This window comes from Nitratireductor sp. L15S-10 (assembly GCF_045011005.1).
Classification (GTDB): domain Bacteria; phylum Pseudomonadota; class Alphaproteobacteria; order Rhizobiales; family Rhizobiaceae; genus Nitratireductor.
The window spans coordinates 1,019,972-1,036,247 of sequence record NZ_CP120674.1; the positions used below are offsets into that span (position 1 = coordinate 1,019,972).

The window sequence follows — 16,276 nt, forward strand, 5'->3', positions numbered from 1 at the left end:
AGGTGTTTTGAAATGTATCTGGAAAAATTCAGGCTCGATGGACGCGTCGCGGTGGTCACCGGTGCAGGCCAGGGTATCGGTGCCGCATGCGCCCGCGCGCTTGGCGAAGCCGGTGCCCATGTGGTGGTTGCGGACATGAAAGCCGACCTGGCCGAAGCAAGCGTCGAAGCCCTGAACAAACTGGGTCACTCGGCAGAGAGCATCGTGCTGGACGTGACCAGGTCGACACAGGTGAATGCCGCCGCAGATGCAATTGCGGAACGTCATGGGCGGGTCGACATTCTCGTCAACAATGCAGGCGTGGCGCAGAGCGACGTGCCGGCTGAAGAAACCAGTGACGATCACTGGCGCTTCCATATGGATGTCAATGTCGACGGGCTGTTCTGGTGTTGCCGGGCGTTCGGCCGCAAGATGCTGGACCGCGGCAGCGGCTCCGTCGTCAATATCGGTTCCATGTCCGGCGTGATCGTAAACAAGCCTCAGCCCCAGGCATTCTACAACGCCTCCAAGGCCGCGGTGCACCAGCTGACCAGGTCTCTGGCCGCCGAATGGGGCCGGCGTGGGGTTCGTGTCAACGCGGTCGCCCCAACCTATATCGAAACACCGCTGACAGCGTTCGGTATTCAGGAGAATCCCGAGATGTATGCTACCTGGCTGGAGATGACCCCCATGGGACGTGTCGGCCAGCCCGACGAGATCGCCTCGGTTGTTCAATTCCTCGCCTCCGATGCTTCCAGCCTCATGACCGGTTCGATCGTGATGGCGGACGGCGGTTATTCGTGTTGGTGAAGGATGTGAGCCAGGTGACAACGAAGCACGACATCGCGCTTGTGATCTTCGATTGCGATGGTGTGCTCGTGGACAGTGAGCCGCTTTCCATGCGGGTCCTGTTGGAGGCCGTCGCGGAACATGGTGTGCATATTGAACCGGAAACGGCTTATGAACTGTTTCTCGGTCGCTCCTTAACCACGATCAGGTCGCTGCTCAGTGCGGATTTCGGCGTCGATCTCGACGAGGCTGCACTGTCGCGCATGCGTGAGAATCTCTACACTGCCTTTCGTGAAGAACTGCGGGCGGTCGATGGGATTCACGAAGCGCTCGACGGTCTTGAACTGCCATATTGTGTTGCCTCTTCCAGCCAGCCGGAGCGTATCCGAGTATCGCTTGGGGTGACGAGGCTTCTTGATCGTTTCGAACCGAATGTGTTCAGCGCGACGATGGTGCCCAACGGCAAGCCGGCTCCCGATCTCTTTCTCTTTGCCGCCCGCTCGATGGGGATTGAACCGGCCCGTTGTGTCGTCGTGGAAGACAGCCCCGCCGGGATCGAGGCTGCGCACCGGGCCGGTATGCGGGTCCTGTGTTTCGCCGGTGCATCCCACGCCGGTTCCAAAGCGCATCGCGCTATTCTGAAACGCTTGGAACCGGACCTGATTTTTGACAGGATGCAGTTGCTTCCGGACCTTCTCGTCCGGTTGGTGGAGACCCAGAGAGAGAACTGATGCGCGATTATGTGGTGGCGGTTGACGTGGGCACAGGCAGCGCCCGCGCCGGTGTGCTTGACCGTGAAGGCCAGCTTCTGGGTCGAGCTGAGACGCCGATCCGGATGAACCGGCCTGCAGCGGATTTCGCAGAGCAGGATTCCGAAAACATCTGGCATGCGGTGTGTGCCTCGGTGCGGACTGCGGTTGAGCGGGCAGGGGTGGCGCCTCAGTGCGTTGTCGGTATCAGCTTCGATGCCACCTGTTCCTTGGTTGTGCGGGATCGTGATGGTGGCCAGGTAAGCGTTTCACCCGATGGAGAGCCGGGTTGGGACACGATCGTCTGGCTCGACCATCGTGCGCTTTCCGAAGCCGATGAATGCACGCAAACCGGCCACCGTGTGCTTGATTACATCGGTGGCGTCATGTCGCCGGAGATGCAGACGCCAAAGCTGATGTGGCTAAAGCGCAATCTGCCGCGATGTTGGAACGCTGCCGGTCATTTTTTCGATCTGGCCGATTTCCTGACCTGGAAAGCATCGGGTTCGCTCGCGCGCTCACAATGCACACTGACCTGCAAATGGACCTATCTTGCACATGAGAAGTCCGGTTGGCAGAGCGATTTCTTCGAGACTGTCGGTATCCCGGACATGCTTGAACGCGGGCAATTGCCGGGAGAGGCAAGCCCCATCGGTCTGGATCTTGGGCCACTCGCCGCAGACGCTGCGGATGCGCTTGGTCTCACGGAACAGTGCAGGGTTGGAGCCGGGCTGATTGATGCCCATGGCGGAGCCCTCGGCGTGCTTGGCGGTTTTGCTGGCGATGCCGACAGTATCGATCGGCACATGGCGCTGATCGCCGGGACGTCGAGCTGTGTCATGGCCTTTTCCCGCGAGGCCCGTCCAGTGCCTGGCGTATGGGGTCCCTATCTTGGGGCGGCGTTGCCGGGATGCTGGCTCGGTGAAGGCGGCCAGTCCGTTTCAGGTGCTTTGCTCGACCACATCATCCGCTGGCACGCTGCGGGCGGAGAGCCGGATGCCGGGATGCACAAACGCATCTGCGACCGCGTCAACGAATTGCGGGCTGCAGAAGGATACGAGCTTGCCGCCCGGCTGCACGTTCTGCCGGACTTTCACGGAAACCGCTCGCCTCTGGCCGATCCCCATGCAGTCGGGGTCATCTCGGGGCTGACCCTCGACGCCTCTTTCGACAGTCTCTGCCGGCTCTACTGGCGTACCGCGATGGCGATTGCGTTCGGAATTCGTCACATTCTCGATGCGCTGAACGAAAAGGGCTATGCCATCGACACGCTTCACGTTACGGGCGGACATACGAAAAATCCGCTGTTGATGGAGTTATATGCGGATGCTGCCGGTTGCACGGTGGAGGAGCCGGGCGCCGAGGACGCCATGCTTCTGGGGACCGGGATGGTAGCGGCTACGGCTGCCGGGCTCCACGATAGTCTGACGGATGCCTGTGTAAGCATGGCACAGAGGGGCAGGGCGCGGCGACCGAACCCCATTGCCCGGGAACGTTTCGATCGTGACTATCGCGTCTTTCTGGAAATGCATCGTCAGCGCAGAGCGCTGGACGCCATTGCCTCAGGGCGAACCGGCATCTGAGGTGCAATCTGCTGTCCCGCTTCGCTAGGCAAACATCATTCCTTGGGAGAGGATAAGGCGGCCGACGGCTCCGCGAATCGCCGCGACTGACCGGTTTGTGATACACCCGTTGCGGATTGCCATTCCTACGTCAAAACGTCTTGTCATATCCTCTACGGGGGGATAGCATTTATCAATGACTACGGAACCTCATCTGCACGAAACGCACCCCCAGATCGTCAAGCGGCTCAAACGCGCCGACGGGCATTTGCGCGGGGTCATCGAAATGATCGAGGCCGGCAGACCCTGCCTCGACATCGCCCAGCAGCTCCATGCGGTCGAACGGGCCATTGCGCAGGCCAAGAAGACGTTGATCCAGGATCATCTTGATCATTGTCTTGAAGATGTGATCGGGCCGCTCGCGCGTGAGCGGCGACAGGCGCTCGATGAATTGAGGGAAATAGCGAAGTATTTGTGATGCTGGCGATCCTGAAGAATCGAACCTATCGCCATCTGTTCGGCGCGCAGGTGATCGCGTTGATCGGAACCGGGCTTGCGACCGTGGCTCTGGGGCTGCTTGCTTTCGATTTGGCTGGAGACAATGCAGGCGCGGTGTTGGGAACGGCGCTTGCCATCAAGATGATCGCTTATGTTGGCGTTGCGCCGCTTGCCTCCGCCTTCGCAGAAAGGGTGCCGCGCCGCGCAATGCTGGTGACACTCGATCTGGTGCGTGCAGGTGTCGCGATGTTCCTGCCCTTTGTTACCGAAGTCTGGCAGGTTTACGTCCTGATCTTCATGCTGCAATCCGCCTCAGCGGGTTTCACACCCACTTTTCAGGCTACGGTTCCCGATATTCTGCCGGATGAGAGAGACTATACGCGGGCGCTTTCCCTTTCGCGTCTGGCCTACGATCTGGAAAGTGTCGTGAGTCCGATGCTGGCGGCCGCCCTGCTTTCCGTTGTCTCATTTCACAACCTGTTTGCCGGAACCGTGATCGGGTTTCTCGTCTCGGCGGCACTCGTGATGTCGGTGGCCTTGCCCAGCCCGAAACCGGGAAAGCCGCGCGGCATCTATGATCGGACCACGCGCGGCATTCGCATCTACCTTGCAACGCCACGTCTGCGCGGGCTCTTGGCGCTCAACCTGGCCGTCGCTTCGGCGGGGGCCCTGGTGATCGTCAACACGGTTGTCTATGTGCAGGGTGTCTTTGCCCTCGATAATCAGTCGACCGCGCTGGCGCTTGCTGCGTTCGGAGGCGGGTCGATGGTGGCCGCGCTCACACTGCCCAAATTGCTGGAAACCGCCTCGGACCGCACGGTGATGCTGGCCGGGGCCTCTCTTCTGGTGGCCGGTACGCTGACTGCGGCGGCGCTGCCCGGATTTGCGTGGTTGCTGGCTTTATGGTTCGTGCTTGGTGTTGGTTATTCAACGGCGCAGACGCCGTCCGGCAGACTGCTCAGACGCTCAGCCAATCCGGAGGACCGCCCGGCACTCTTCGCCGCGCAGTTTGCCCTCTCTCATGCCTGCTGGCTGATCGCCTATCCGCTTGCCGGTTGGGCGGGCGCGGCTCTCGGCCTGCCCGCCACGTCGATCATCCTCTCAGCGCTGGTCGCGGTCGCCATCGGGGCCGGTCTTGCCATCTGGCCGGCCGACGATCCGGAGATTGTCGAACACAGCCATGACGACCTTCCGGAGGACCACCCGCATCTTGCGGGAAGTGGACATGGGCGCCGTCACGCCCATGCCTATGTGATTGACGACATGCATGTCGCATGGCCGCGTGAGCGTTGATCAGGAAGAGATGATGCTCACTCGGCTGCGTCGCGTCTGGGCAGTACCCAGCCCGGGCGGGGGAAATGACATGTATACCCGTTCGGGTACCGCTCCAGGTAATCCTGGTGCTCCGGTTCGGCTTCCCAGAAATCGCCTGCGGGTTCCACTTCGGTCACGACCTTGCCCGGCCAGAGACCTGAGGCGTTGACGTCGGCAATCGTGTCCTCGGCGATGCGTTTTTGTTCATCCGTCACATAGTAGATTGCCGAACGATACGACATGCCGACATCGTTGCCCTGCCGGTTCACCGTCGTCGGGTCGTGGATCTGGAAGAAAAACTCCAGCAGGCGCCGGTAGCTCGTCTTTTCCGGGTCGAAGATGATCTCGATGCCTTCTGCATGGGTACCATGGTTGCGGTAGGTCGCATTCGGCACATCGCCTCCGGTGTAGCCCACGCGCGTGCTGATCACGCCGGGCAGTTTGCGGATGAGATCCTGCATGCCCCAGAAGCAGCCTCCGGCAAGTACGGCACGTTCAGTCATGTCACGTCCTCCACCTGGTCGAGATAGGCACCATAACCTTCCGCTTCCATCGCGTCGCGATGGATGAAGCGAAGAGCGGCCGAGTTGATGCAATAGCGCAGGCCGCCGCGGTCCACTGGCCCATCTTCAAAGACATGGCCGAGGTGGCTGTCACCATGTGCCGAACGCACTTCCGTGCGGATCATCCCATGGGACACATCGCGTCGTTCCTGGACATTGGCCGGTACGATCGGCTTTGTGAAGCTTGGCCAGCCGCAGCCGGATTCATACTTGTCGCTGCTTGCGAAAAGCGGTTCGCCGGAAACGATATCGACATAGATTCCAGGTTCCTTGTTGTGAAGATATTCGCCCGTGCCCGGACGTTCCGTTCCGCTTTGCTGCGTCACGTAGTACTGCTCGGGGGTGAGGCGGGCCAAGGCTTCTTCAGTCTTCTTGTAACTCATTCGCAGCTCCGGCTTCCTGATTGTTCGTCTCCATCGAGATCGGGCATTGGTGGAGAGCCCCATGCCCGCAGAGCCTGATGTAGGTATCGCGCCTGTGCAATCCCAATCATATTCGTGTGATCCTCAGGGGCAAACGACAATGTGGTTGAAGGCTGCCGGGAAACGTCGAAAGGGATTGTGAATTTTCCCGCTTGACCTTCCATTGACTGGAAGGTTTAGAAGCCCAATCCTGAACAATAGTCATTCAGGGTGAAAGCGATGAATACCCTTCCTGCCGGCTCCTCTCCGGTCACTGTCAAACGGTTCCGTATTGAGGGGCTGAGCTGCGCTTCCTGCGTCAGGCGCGCCGAAAACGCTATGGCAGAAGTCGATGGCGTGACGAAGGCCTCGGTCAATCTGGCGACGGAGACCGCAGAGGTCTCACTCCAGCCCGGCGTGGATTTTTCCAGCATTGTCAAAGCGGTGGAGGGAGCTGGCTATGGCGTCCCGGCCAGCCATCTCGATATCGGCATCGAGGGCATGACCTGCGCATCCTGCGTGCGGCGTGTAGAGCAGGCCATTGCCGCCGTTCCCGGGGTTTCAAAAGTCGCAGTGAACCTTGCCACCGAAAGCGCGTCCATCGATCTCGTGAACGACGAAGCGCGCAGCGAAGTGGAGGAGGCGATCCGCAAATCCGGCTACACGCCGGTTCTGCGCTCCGATGGCGCTACCGCTAGCGATGCGCATGAGAAGGCAAAGACCGCGGAGCTGCGTTCGCTAAAGCGCGATTTCACGCTGGCGGCAATCTTCACCCTGCCGATCTTCATTCTTGAAATGGGCAGTCATTTCGTGCCGGGCATGCATGCCTGGCTGATGGGCATCGCCGACCGCAGCACACTCTATATGGTCTACTTCGTGCTGGCGACCATCGTTCAGTTTGGCCCGGGTCTGCGTTTTTATCGCAAGGGTTTTCCGGCGCTGATGCGCCTTGCGCCCGACATGAACTCACTCGTCATGCTCGGTTCCACCGCCGCCTGGGCCTATTCGGTCGTGGCCACCTTTGCGCCCGGCGTTCTCCCGTCCGGCACGGTCAACGTCTATTTCGAGGCATCCGCCGTCATCGTCACGCTGATCCTGCTTGGGCGACTTCTGGAGGCGCGCGCCAAGGGCCGCACCGGGGAGGCCATCAAGCGGCTGATGGGGCTTCGCGCCAAAAACGCCCGGGTTCAAAGGGACGGTAATTTTGTCGAGGTGCCGCTTGAAGAGGTGGTTGTGGGCGACCGCCTTCAGGTGCGCCCCGGCGACAAGGTGCCGGTCGATGGTCTGGTCGAAAGCGGTTCTTCCTATGTTGATGAAGCTATGATTTCCGGCGAACCGGTTCCGGTCTCCAAGGCCGAGGGCGACGAGGTCATCGGTGGCACGATCAACAAGACCGGCAGCTTTGTTTATCGCGCCACCAAGGTCGGCTCCGACACCGTTTTGGCACAGATTATCCGAATGGTCGAAAACGCGCAGGGAGCCAAACTGCCAATCCAGGCGGTGGTCGATCGGGTCACGGCATGGTTCGTTCCGGCCGTCATGCTCGCGGCGGCACTCACCTTTGTCATCTGGCTCCTGTTCGGTCCTGATCCCGCTTTGGCATTCGCGTTGGTCAATGCGGTGGCGGTGCTCATTATCGCCTGCCCCTGCGCCATGGGGCTTGCAACGCCCACCTCCATCATGGTTGGCACCGGTCGTGCCGCACAGCTCGGTGTCCTGTTCCGCAATGGCGAGGCATTGCAGAAAATGCGCAACACGCGCGTCGTGGCGTTCGACAAAACCGGCACACTCACGCGCGGTCGCCCCGCACTCACCGATTTCATCGTGCAGGACGGTTTCGATCGTGCGGAGGTTCTCTCGCTTGTTGCTTCTGCGGAAGCCATGTCTGAACATCCGGTAGCAGACGCCGTTGTGGAGGCTGCGCAAACAGCCAATCTGGCCCTCAGGACGGTCGTCGAGTTTGATGCGGTTCCGGGCTTTGGCATCGCTGCCACTGTAGGTGGTCACAGGCTTCATGTCGGCGCCGATCGCTACATGCATAAGCAGGGCATCGAGATCGGCAAGGCTTCCACAGCGGCAGAAACGCTCGCCTCCGATGCCAAGACACCGCTTTACGCGGCGGTGGATGGTCGGCTCGCGGCTGTCATCGCGGTCGCCGACCCAATTAAGGAATCGACACCGCGCGCCATTGCCGCTCTTCACGCGCTGGGGCTGGAAGTGGCCATGATCACCGGCGACAACCGGCATACGGCGCAGGCTATTGCCGCAAAGCTGGGCATCGACCGGGTCGAGGCGGAAGTGCTGCCAGAGGGCAAGGTCGAGGCGCTCAAGCGTCTGCGCAAGCAGGCAGGCCCGGTCTCTTTCGTGGGTGACGGCATCAACGATGCTCCCGCTCTTGCAGAAGCCGATGTCGGCATTGCCATCGGCACCGGCACGGATGTCGCCATTGAGAGCGCCGACGTGGTTCTCATGGCGGGCGATGTGACTGGCGTTGCCAACGCCATCGGGCTTTCACAGGCAACCATGAAGAACATCAGACAGAACCTGTTCTGGGCCTTCGCCTACAATGTCAGTCTCATTCCCGTTGCGGCGGGTGTTCTTTATCCCGCCACAGGCACCCTCCTGTCGCCCATGCTTGCCGCCGGCGCCATGGCTCTTTCCAGCGTCTTCGTGCTGGGCAATGCGCTGAGACTCAAGCGCTTTCAGGCTCCTCTTCCTGCCCGGATCACCGGGCAGGGGGCTGTGAAGGCAGCCAATACGAGGGCGGCAGAGGCTTCTGCCTGATCGCACTTTCTGGGGAAACCAAAAAACAGAGTCGACAGATTGGTTCGAGCAAGGCATATTGATTAAACGTTTAATCTGCTTCTGAACCGGGCTTTGATGGCTTCTCGCGCCAATCTGTCCGATATTGCCAAGGCGCTTGGCGTATCGGTTGCGACCGTTTCAAACGCGATGTCCGGAAAGGGCCGCGTGTCGCAGGAACTCGGCCGGACGATCCGCGAAAAGGCAAAGGAGCTGGGCTATGTGCCCAGCCTCGCAGGCCGGGCGCTCAGTACCGGCCGCAGCCATGTGCTTGGCCTTGTTCTGGCTGACATCGCTCATCCGCTCTTTCCCCAGTTTGCACAGGCGATCGAGCATGCGGCGTCCGAGGCGGGTTACGGTGTTCTCATCGGTGACAGCCGGGGTGATGTCGAGGCGCAGACCCGCGCCATCAACCGGCTGATCGAGCGCGGCGCGGATGGCATAGTGGTCGTTCCGCGCCATGGTACGCGCATCGGCGATATCGGTCGTCCCGTCGCCGTCATTGATTCTGCCTCCACACCTGGCAACACCGTTGCCGCCGATCACTGGAATGGCGGGCTGGAGATTGGCCGGCATCTGCTGGAACTTGGCCATCGATCCGTCGCGATCATAGGCCTTCATTCGGATTCCAACGTCCAGAACGACCGCATTGGCGGCATTCGCGAGGCCTTTGCCGGCAGGGGCGAAACCCGTCTGATCTGGATCGGCGAAATGGAGCGCAGCCACGGGTCCGGCTGTCCGCTCGGTCTTGTGCGACTGGCAGAAGAAGGCGTGACGGCATTCGCTGCCGTGTCCGATCTTCACGCCCTGCGCGCCATCACCGAACTGCAGCAGGGCGGCATCTCAATTCCGGGCGATGTTAGCGTTACCGGGTTCGACGATCTCATATGGGCCGGTGTCATCGCGCCGAGTCTCACAACCATGCGCATGGATATGGAGCGCATCGCGGAGATCGCCATTGCCGACCTGATCTCTCAGATCGAGCAGGAGGATGGGCGCGCCACGTCACCCCGTCCGCCGGTCTCGCCGGATCAGCGCTCTATCCCGATGGAACTCATCATTCGCCAGTCGAGCGGGCCGGTGCTGGGGCTCCCCGCTGCTGGCGCGATGACGCCGGTCCTCGCCGGGCCTGCATCATCCTCTACCGAACCCAGAAGAAGCACCACCAGAGAAGGAAGCGATTAGATATGTTCAAGAAAATTCTGGCCTCAGGCGTCGCGCTGGCTGCACTCAGCGGCGCGGCGCAGGCCGCCGACAAAAAGCTCGTCATCTCCGTCTATGGCTTTGCCCAGGATGCCTTCAAGGAGATTGTCTACGATCCGTTCGAAGCCCAGTGTGGCTGCGAGCTGGTGGTCGAAACAGGCAATTCCGTTGAGCGCCTCGCCAAGCTGGAAGCCCGCAAGGACGACCCCGAAATCGACATGGCCGTCATGTCCACCCATGATGCGCTTTCAGCTGCGCGCAAGGGCATCACTCAGTCTATCGATGTCAACCGCCTTTCGAACTATGACAAGCTCTACGACATCGCCAAGGACCCGGTCGGCGACAACATGGGTGTCGGCTACACCTTCTATGCCACGTCGATCGCCTACCGCGCCGACGAGGTGACCATTGAAAGCTGGGCCGATCTGTTCCAGGACAAGCTCAAGGGCCGCGTTGCATTTCCGAATGTGAGCACCAATCAGGGCCCGCCCGCGCTCTATATGGTCGGCAAGGCCATCGGCGACGATGCTGCAGACCTGAAGGCCGCCATCGGCGAAGTCGCGAAGAATAAGGACGACATCGTCACTTTCTACGAGCGGTCCTCGCAGGTCGCACAGCTCATGCAGCAGGAAGAAATCCTCGCCGCACCCATTGGCCGTTTCGCCTGGGGCGCATACTCCAAGATGGGCTTCGACATGGCCTGGGCCACCCCGAAGGAAGGCCAGACTGGGGGCATGAACGTCATGATCCTGACCAAGGGCGCGAAGAACGAAGATCTCGCCTATGAGTTCATGGATTTCTGGCTCTCCACCGATATCCAGACCAAGCTTGCCGAGGCGCTGGTGGACAGCCCCGCCAATGCAGAAGTGAAGGTTTCCGACGAGATCGCCGAAAACCTCACCTATGGCGCCGAGACCGTTGAGAGCCTCCAGCTTCTGGACCCGGCCGTCATCCTCGACAACCGCGAGGGCTGGCTCTCGGAGTGGAATGCCCAGATCGGCCAGTAAGCCGATACGCTGATGCGATGGTCCGGGGGCGGGCAGTGGGTCTGCCCCCGAACCCAACACAAGGTTCCAACACATGTTTCAGAATCGGATGGAAGGACTGGCGCTGGCGTTGCCTGCGGCGGTCTTCGCGGCGATCGTTTTTCTCGTTCCCGTGGGCATCCTGCTTTCCGAGGGCTTTCGCGCCGAGGGAAGCTGGACGCTGGCATCTTACGCCAGCTTTTTTGAAAGCGAGCTCAACCGCACCGTCTTCTGGCGTACGCTGAAGCTGGGAGCGATCGTGACCGCCGTGTCGGCGGTCATCGGCTATGCCACGGCCTATTCCATCGTCACGCTGCCGCCCACCGCCCGCGGCCGCATGATCGGTCTCGTCGTCATGCCGCTGATGATTTCGCCCGTCGCCCGCACCTATGCCTGGATCGTCATTCTGGGCCGCACCGGCTTCGTCAACGAGACCATTGTCTGGCTCGGTCTTTCCGACACGCCCATCCGGTTCCTGTTCACCGAGACGGCCGTTTTCATCGGTCTTCTGCAACTCTTCCTGCCACTCATGATCTTGTCGCTTATCAGTGCGCTGGAAAACATGCCCAGGGATGCCGTGCCCGCCGCGCGCGTTCTGGGCGCGAACTGGCTGCAGGTCTTCGTCAAGGTCATCCTTCCGCTGACCAGGGAAGGGCTCGTCATCGGCGGCACGCTGGTCTTCACCGGCTCGCTCACGGCCTACATCACCCCCGCCATTCTCGGCGGCTCCAAGGTCTTGATGCTGGAAACGCTGCTCTATCAGCGCGTCACCGTCGCCAACGATTTCGCCTCGGCAAGCATCATCGCCATGATCCTCATGGTCATGAGCTTTTCCGCCAACCTGCTTCTGAAACGACTGGCCACCGCGAGGAACAAGCGATGACCTCCCGCCTTCTGTCCTACGTCACGCTGACGCTCGTCCTCATCTTCCTGCTGGGGCCGTTCGTCATCATCGTCGCGGCGGCCCTTTCGGGCGGCGAAACGCTCGCCTTCCCGCCGCAGGGCCTGTCGCTCAAATGGGTGATGAAAGTTTTCGAGGTGGAGAGTTTCAGGGCAAGCTTTGCGCTTTCCATGTTCCTCGCCATCTTCGGCACGCTCGCCGCCCTCGTGCTCGGCGTGCCGGTGGCCTATGCCGCCTCGCGTTATCGTCTGCCGTTCGGCGAGACCATCCGCACCATTGTCTCCGCGCCGATCATCGTTCCGGGCATCATCGTCGGCCTGGCGCTCCTGCGCTATCTGGTGATCCCGCTCGACGTCAGCGTCGGCGTGGCGCTTTTCATCGCCCACACGGCGCTGATCCTGCCCTATGCGGTGCGCGTGGTTTCGGCCTCGCTCGACAATCTGCGCAGCGACATCGAGGAAGCCGCGGTCATCCTGGGCTCTTCGCGGGTCGCCACCTTCTTCCGGATCGTGCTGCCCAACATTCAGAGCGGCATTCTGGCGGCCTTCATTCTGGGCTTCGTCACCAGCTTCAATCAGGTGCCGGTGTCGCTCTTCCTTTCAGGACCGGGCGTGCGCACGCTGCCCATCGACATGATCTGGTACATGGAAATCACCTACGATCCGTCGGTGGCCGCTCTTGCCGCGCTGCTCGCCTTCCTCTCCATTTCCATCGTTTTCCTCGCGGAACGTTTCCTGGGGTTCTCCCGCTATGTCTGATGAAACTTATCTCGATCTGAGCGATCTGACGCTCGCTTATGGCAAGACCGTTGCGGTCGAACGCCTCAACCTGTCCATCCGCAAGGGTGAGCTGATTGCGCTGCTCGGCCCCTCCGGCTGCGGCAAGACCACCACCATGCGCGCCATCACCGGCCTTCTGCGTCCGGCGTCCGGCAAGATCACGCTGGATGGCGCCGACATCACCCATGTGCCGGCCAACAAGCGCCATGTCGGTCTGGTGTTCCAGTCCTATGCGCTGTTCCCGCACCTGACCGTGTTCGAGAATGTCGCCTTCGGCCTGCGCCTGAAGAAGCTCCCTTCCGCCGAGATCAACCAGCGGGTCGAGGCCGGCCTCGCCATGGTCGGGCTTTCCAAGTTCCACAGCCGAAAGCCGGCGGAACTCTCAGGCGGTCAGCAGCAGCGCGTCGCGCTTGCCCGCTCGCTGGTCATGGAGCCCAAGGTGCTGCTGCTCGACGAGCCGCTGTCCAACCTCGATGCGCGCCTGCGTCTGGAAATGCGCACCGAGCTGCAGCGCGTTCAGCGCGAGAGCGGCGTCACCATGGTCTTCGTCACACATGACCAGAACGAGGCGCTGGCGCTGGCCGACCGCATCGTCGTCATGAAGGAAGGCGCAATCGAGCAGGTCGGTTCGCCCGAGGACGTTTATAATCGTCCCCGGTCGCGTTTCGTTGCCGATTTCGTCGGTTTCGAGAACATCTTTGCCGTGAAGGATGGAAACATCGTGACCGAAAACGGCGCAATGGCGTTGGGCGGCGGTCTCTCAGTGAATGCGCCGGGGCTCGCATGGCGACCGAACATGGTAACCCTCGGGGAGGGGCGCTTTGAGGGTGAGGTGCTTGGCGCTGCCTTTGCCGGCGGTTCGCGCGAGTATCTCCTGAAGAGCCCGCTTGGCCCCATCAAGGCCGAGATGGACGCTGCAGCGCCCGCTTTCAAACCGGGTAGCAAGATCGCCTTCGACCTGCCGCCGGAGCGCGCTGCCGTTCTCGAACGCATGTAGAAAGGGAGTATCCGCCTTGGTCTGGATCGACACGGATATGGGCTTCGACGACATTCTGGCGGTGATGATGGTCACAGCCGCTTCGAAGCCGGTGGCCGGCGTATCGCTCGTTTTCGGCAATGCGCCGATGGACGCGGTGCGCGCCAATGCCGCCGGAGCCGCATCGCTGCTTGGCTGGCGGTTCCCGATCCACACCGGCGCGGAACGCGCGGTCCTGGGCGGGGTGGAAACACCCGCCCATGTGCTTGGGCCCACCGGCATTCCCACCCGTGGGCGCAGCCTTCCTCAAGCCGAGGCGCTGCCGCGCACCGATGCGCTTGCGGCCCTGACTGCATGGCTTGAAGGGCTCGAAGCGCCGGGCGAAATCCTGGCGCTCGGGCCGCTCACCAACATCGCAATCCTGTCGCTCGCGCGGCCGGATCTCATTTCAAAGATCGACAGTGTGACCTGGATGGGCGGCGGCGCAACCCGTGGCAACCACACGGCGTCCGCCGAGTTCAACGCCTTCGCCGATCCGGAGGCTGTCGCCATCGTTCTGGCAAGCGGGATTTCACTGCGTGTCGCCGATCTCGACCTCTGCCGCCAGGTGCTGGTCGGTCCGGAGGATGTCGACACGGTCCGCGCTGTCGGCACGCCGAAGGCCGAAATCCTGGCCGATCTTTTTGGCGCATATGTGGACATCGCGCTCAACAGCGGACGCGCGGCCATGGCGCTCTACGACCCCACCGCCGCCGCCGCTTTCGTCGCGCCAGACGCCTTCACCTTCGAAGAGGCGGAGGTGACGATGGAGCTTTCCGGCGCACACACACGCGGCCGCACCATTGTCGACCAGCGTCCGCGCGCAAGGCCCAATGCCCTGTGGGGCATGCGCGCCGATGCCGCCCGCGTTCGTGCGCTGGCGCTCGACGCCCTCGTGGAGGCCGCCCGCGCATGACCGCTGAACCCCACGACCTCAACGATCCCGCCCTGCGCGACCGCGCCGTTGCTTCAGCACGCGGCGATGCGCCGTTTGATCTTCTTATTCGCGGCGGCACGCTGCTCGATGCGGTGACCGGCGAGCTGCGACCCGCCGACATCGGCATTGTCGGCGCGCTCATCGCCAGCGTCCACGAACAGGGCGCGCGCGATGACGCCGCCGAAATCCTCGACGCGAAAGGGCTCTCCATCACGCCCGGTCTGATCGACATGCACATGCATGTGGAAAGCTCCATGATCACGCCGGCTGCCTATGCGCAGGCAGTCCTGCCGCGCGGTGTCACCACCGTTCAGTGGGATCCGCATGAATTCGCCAATGTGCACGGGCTCGACGGCGTCACCTGGGCGCTGGAGGCGGCAGCCGGTCTGCCGCTGCGCATGATCGTGCTCGCGCCGTCCTGCGTTCCGGCAGCCCCGGGTCTCGAAATGTCCGGTGCGGATTTTGGCGGGGCCGAGCTGGCCGACATGCTGGCGCGTCCCGGCATTGGCGGCGTTGCCGAGGTCATGAACATGCGCGGCGTCATCGACCGCACCGCGCCCATGCGCGATGTGGTGCAGGCCGGCCTCGAAAGCGGCAAGCCTGTCTTCGGCCATGCCCGCAGCCTCGCGGGCGCAGACCTCAACGCCTTCATGGCCGCCGGCGTCAGCTCCGATCACGAACTCGTCTCCGGCGATGATCTGATGGCCAAGCTGCGCGCCGGTCTCGCCATCGAGATGCGCGGCTCACACGATCATCTCCTGCCGGAATTCGTCGAAGCGCTGAACGCGCTCGGGCATCTGCCCTCCACGGTCACGCTGTGCACCGACGACGTGTTTCCCGACTCGCTTCTGAACGAAGGCGGGCTTGACGATGTGGTGCGCCGTCTGGTGCGCTACGGCATGCAGGCTCCCTGGGCCATTCAGGCCGCAACGCTCAATGCCGCGCACCGGCTCGCGCGCCCGGATCTCGGCCTTGTCGCCGCCGGTCGCTGCGCCGACATCGCGCTGTTTGACGATCTGGAGAATTTCCGCGCCGCCGCCGTCATCGCCAATGGCGTTGTGGTCGCGCGCGATGGCGCTTTGACCGCCCCGGTGAAGGCGCATTCCACCGCGCCGCTCAAAGGCTCGATCAAGTGCCCCACCTTCACGCCCGATGATTTTCGCGTCCGGGCAGATGGAGAGCGTGTGCGCGTCGCCACCATTCACCGCCCCCGCTTCACCGAGTGGGGCGAGGCGGAAGCTGTGGTGTACGATGGCTTCGTCGTACCGCCTGAGGGCGCGACGCTGATCAGTGTCATCCACCGTCATGGCCGCGCACCGGCCATTCCGCGTGTGGGCTATCTCACCGGCTGGGGCTCGTGGCGCGGCGCATTCTGCACGACGGTTTCCCACGACAGCCACAACGTCACGGTCTTCGGCGGCAATGAAGAAGATGTGGCGGCAGCGGCCAATTGGGTGATCGAGGCTGGCGGCGGCATGGCCGTTGCGCAGGGTGGTCGCATCGTCGCCTCTCTGGCGTTGCCTCTGTCGGGCCTCGTTTCCGATGAACCGCTGGCCGATGTGGCGGCGGGCTTTGCGGCCCTGCGCTCCGCCATGGACGAGATTGTCGACTGGGAGCCACCCTATCTGGTGTTCAAGGCCTGTTTCGGCGCGACGCTCGCCTGCAATGCCGGCCCGCACCAGACCGATCTCGGCATTGCCGACAATGCCCGCCCCGCCGTCCTGGAAACGCCGGTGCTTGAGGTGCTGGAATAGGCATT

Annotated in this window: 15 protein-coding genes; 13 read left to right on the plus strand and 2 right to left on the minus strand. The window is 62.2% G+C overall.

The genetic code is table 11. The annotated features are described in order from the left end of the window. The first annotated feature begins 12 nt into the window (after window positions 1-12). The 5 genes from P2W41_RS04950 to P2W41_RS04970 all read left to right on the plus strand — a co-directional run bounded on the left by P2W41_RS04950 (window position 13) and on the right by P2W41_RS04970 (window position 4,870). Window positions 13-789 (plus strand): SDR family NAD(P)-dependent oxidoreductase, encoded by a 777-nt coding sequence (locus tag P2W41_RS04950; protein WP_404934455.1) that lies wholly within the window; start codon window positions 13-15, stop codon window positions 787-789. A gap of 14 nt (window positions 790-803) precedes the next feature. Next, window positions 804-1,499 (plus strand): HAD family phosphatase, encoded by a 696-nt coding sequence (locus P2W41_RS04955; protein ID WP_292900286.1) that lies wholly within the window; start codon window positions 804-806, stop codon window positions 1,497-1,499. Further along, window positions 1,499-3,100 carry an FGGY-family carbohydrate kinase gene (locus P2W41_RS04960; RefSeq protein ID WP_404934456.1) on the plus strand — a complete coding sequence of 534 codons (1,602 nt, stop codon included), beginning with the start codon at window positions 1,499-1,501 and terminating at the stop codon, window positions 3,098-3,100. The genes P2W41_RS04955 and P2W41_RS04960 overlap by 1 nt, the downstream gene beginning before the upstream one ends. Before the next feature lie 175 nt (window positions 3,101-3,275). After that, window positions 3,276-3,557 (plus strand): metal-sensing transcriptional repressor, encoded by a 282-nt coding sequence (locus P2W41_RS04965; RefSeq protein WP_404934457.1) that lies wholly within the window; start codon window positions 3,276-3,278, stop codon window positions 3,555-3,557. Beyond that, complete coding sequence (locus P2W41_RS04970) at window positions 3,557-4,870, plus strand: MFS transporter (RefSeq protein ID WP_404934458.1); 1,314 nt, start codon at window positions 3,557-3,559, stop codon at window positions 4,868-4,870. The genes P2W41_RS04965 and P2W41_RS04970 overlap by 1 nt, the downstream gene beginning before the upstream one ends. A 17-nt stretch (window positions 4,871-4,887) precedes the next feature. Here P2W41_RS04970 and msrA read toward each other — a convergent pair whose 3' ends face one another. Together msrA and msrB are read right to left on the minus strand one after the other, a co-directional pair. Further along, window positions 4,888-5,394 carry a peptide-methionine (S)-S-oxide reductase MsrA gene (msrA, locus tag P2W41_RS04975; protein WP_404934459.1) on the minus strand — a complete coding sequence of 169 codons (507 nt, stop codon included), beginning with the start codon at window positions 5,392-5,394 and terminating at the stop codon, window positions 4,888-4,890. Continuing rightward, window positions 5,391-5,837: a peptide-methionine (R)-S-oxide reductase MsrB gene (gene msrB / locus P2W41_RS04980; protein ID WP_292897321.1), complete on the minus strand. Its 447-nt coding sequence runs from the start codon at window positions 5,835-5,837 to the stop codon at window positions 5,391-5,393. The genes msrA and msrB overlap by 4 nt, the downstream gene beginning before the upstream one ends. Before the next feature lie 258 nt (window positions 5,838-6,095). Here msrB and P2W41_RS04985 point away from each other — a divergent pair, with 258 nt between their 5' ends. The 8 genes from P2W41_RS04985 to P2W41_RS05020 all read left to right on the plus strand — a co-directional run bounded on the left by P2W41_RS04985 (window position 6,096) and on the right by P2W41_RS05020 (window position 16,271). Next, window positions 6,096-8,639: a heavy metal translocating P-type ATPase gene (locus tag P2W41_RS04985; protein WP_404934460.1), complete on the plus strand. Its 2,544-nt coding sequence runs from the start codon at window positions 6,096-6,098 to the stop codon at window positions 8,637-8,639. 96 nt (window positions 8,640-8,735) lie between these two features. Beyond that, a complete protein-coding gene (locus P2W41_RS04990) occupies window positions 8,736-9,842 on the plus strand; it encodes a LacI family DNA-binding transcriptional regulator (protein ID WP_292897319.1) in 1,107 nt (368 codons plus the stop codon). Between the two features lie 2 nt (window positions 9,843-9,844). Next, window positions 9,845-10,867: a polyamine ABC transporter substrate-binding protein gene (locus P2W41_RS04995; protein ID WP_404934461.1), complete on the plus strand. Its 1,023-nt coding sequence runs from the start codon at window positions 9,845-9,847 to the stop codon at window positions 10,865-10,867. Window positions 10,868-10,940: 73 nt separating this feature from the next. Further along, on the plus strand, window positions 10,941-11,768 hold the full coding sequence (locus tag P2W41_RS05000) for an ABC transporter permease (protein ID WP_404934462.1): 828 nt from the start codon (window positions 10,941-10,943) through the stop codon (window positions 11,766-11,768). Continuing rightward, complete coding sequence (locus tag P2W41_RS05005) at window positions 11,765-12,544, plus strand: ABC transporter permease (RefSeq protein ID WP_025030355.1); 780 nt, start codon at window positions 11,765-11,767, stop codon at window positions 12,542-12,544. Before P2W41_RS05000 ends, P2W41_RS05005 begins: the two co-directional genes overlap by 4 nt. Further along, complete coding sequence (locus P2W41_RS05010; protein ID WP_404934463.1) at window positions 12,537-13,562, plus strand: ABC transporter ATP-binding protein; 1,026 nt, start codon at window positions 12,537-12,539, stop codon at window positions 13,560-13,562. Before P2W41_RS05005 ends, P2W41_RS05010 begins: the two co-directional genes overlap by 8 nt. A 37-nt stretch (window positions 13,563-13,599) precedes the next feature. Next, a complete protein-coding gene (locus tag P2W41_RS05015) occupies window positions 13,600-14,496 on the plus strand; it encodes a nucleoside hydrolase (protein WP_404934920.1) in 897 nt (298 codons plus the stop codon). Next, window positions 14,493-16,271 carry an adenine deaminase gene (locus P2W41_RS05020; RefSeq protein WP_404934464.1) on the plus strand — a complete coding sequence of 593 codons (1,779 nt, stop codon included), beginning with the start codon at window positions 14,493-14,495 and terminating at the stop codon, window positions 16,269-16,271. Before P2W41_RS05015 ends, P2W41_RS05020 begins: the two co-directional genes overlap by 4 nt. The last annotated feature ends 5 nt before the right edge of the window (window positions 16,272-16,276 follow it).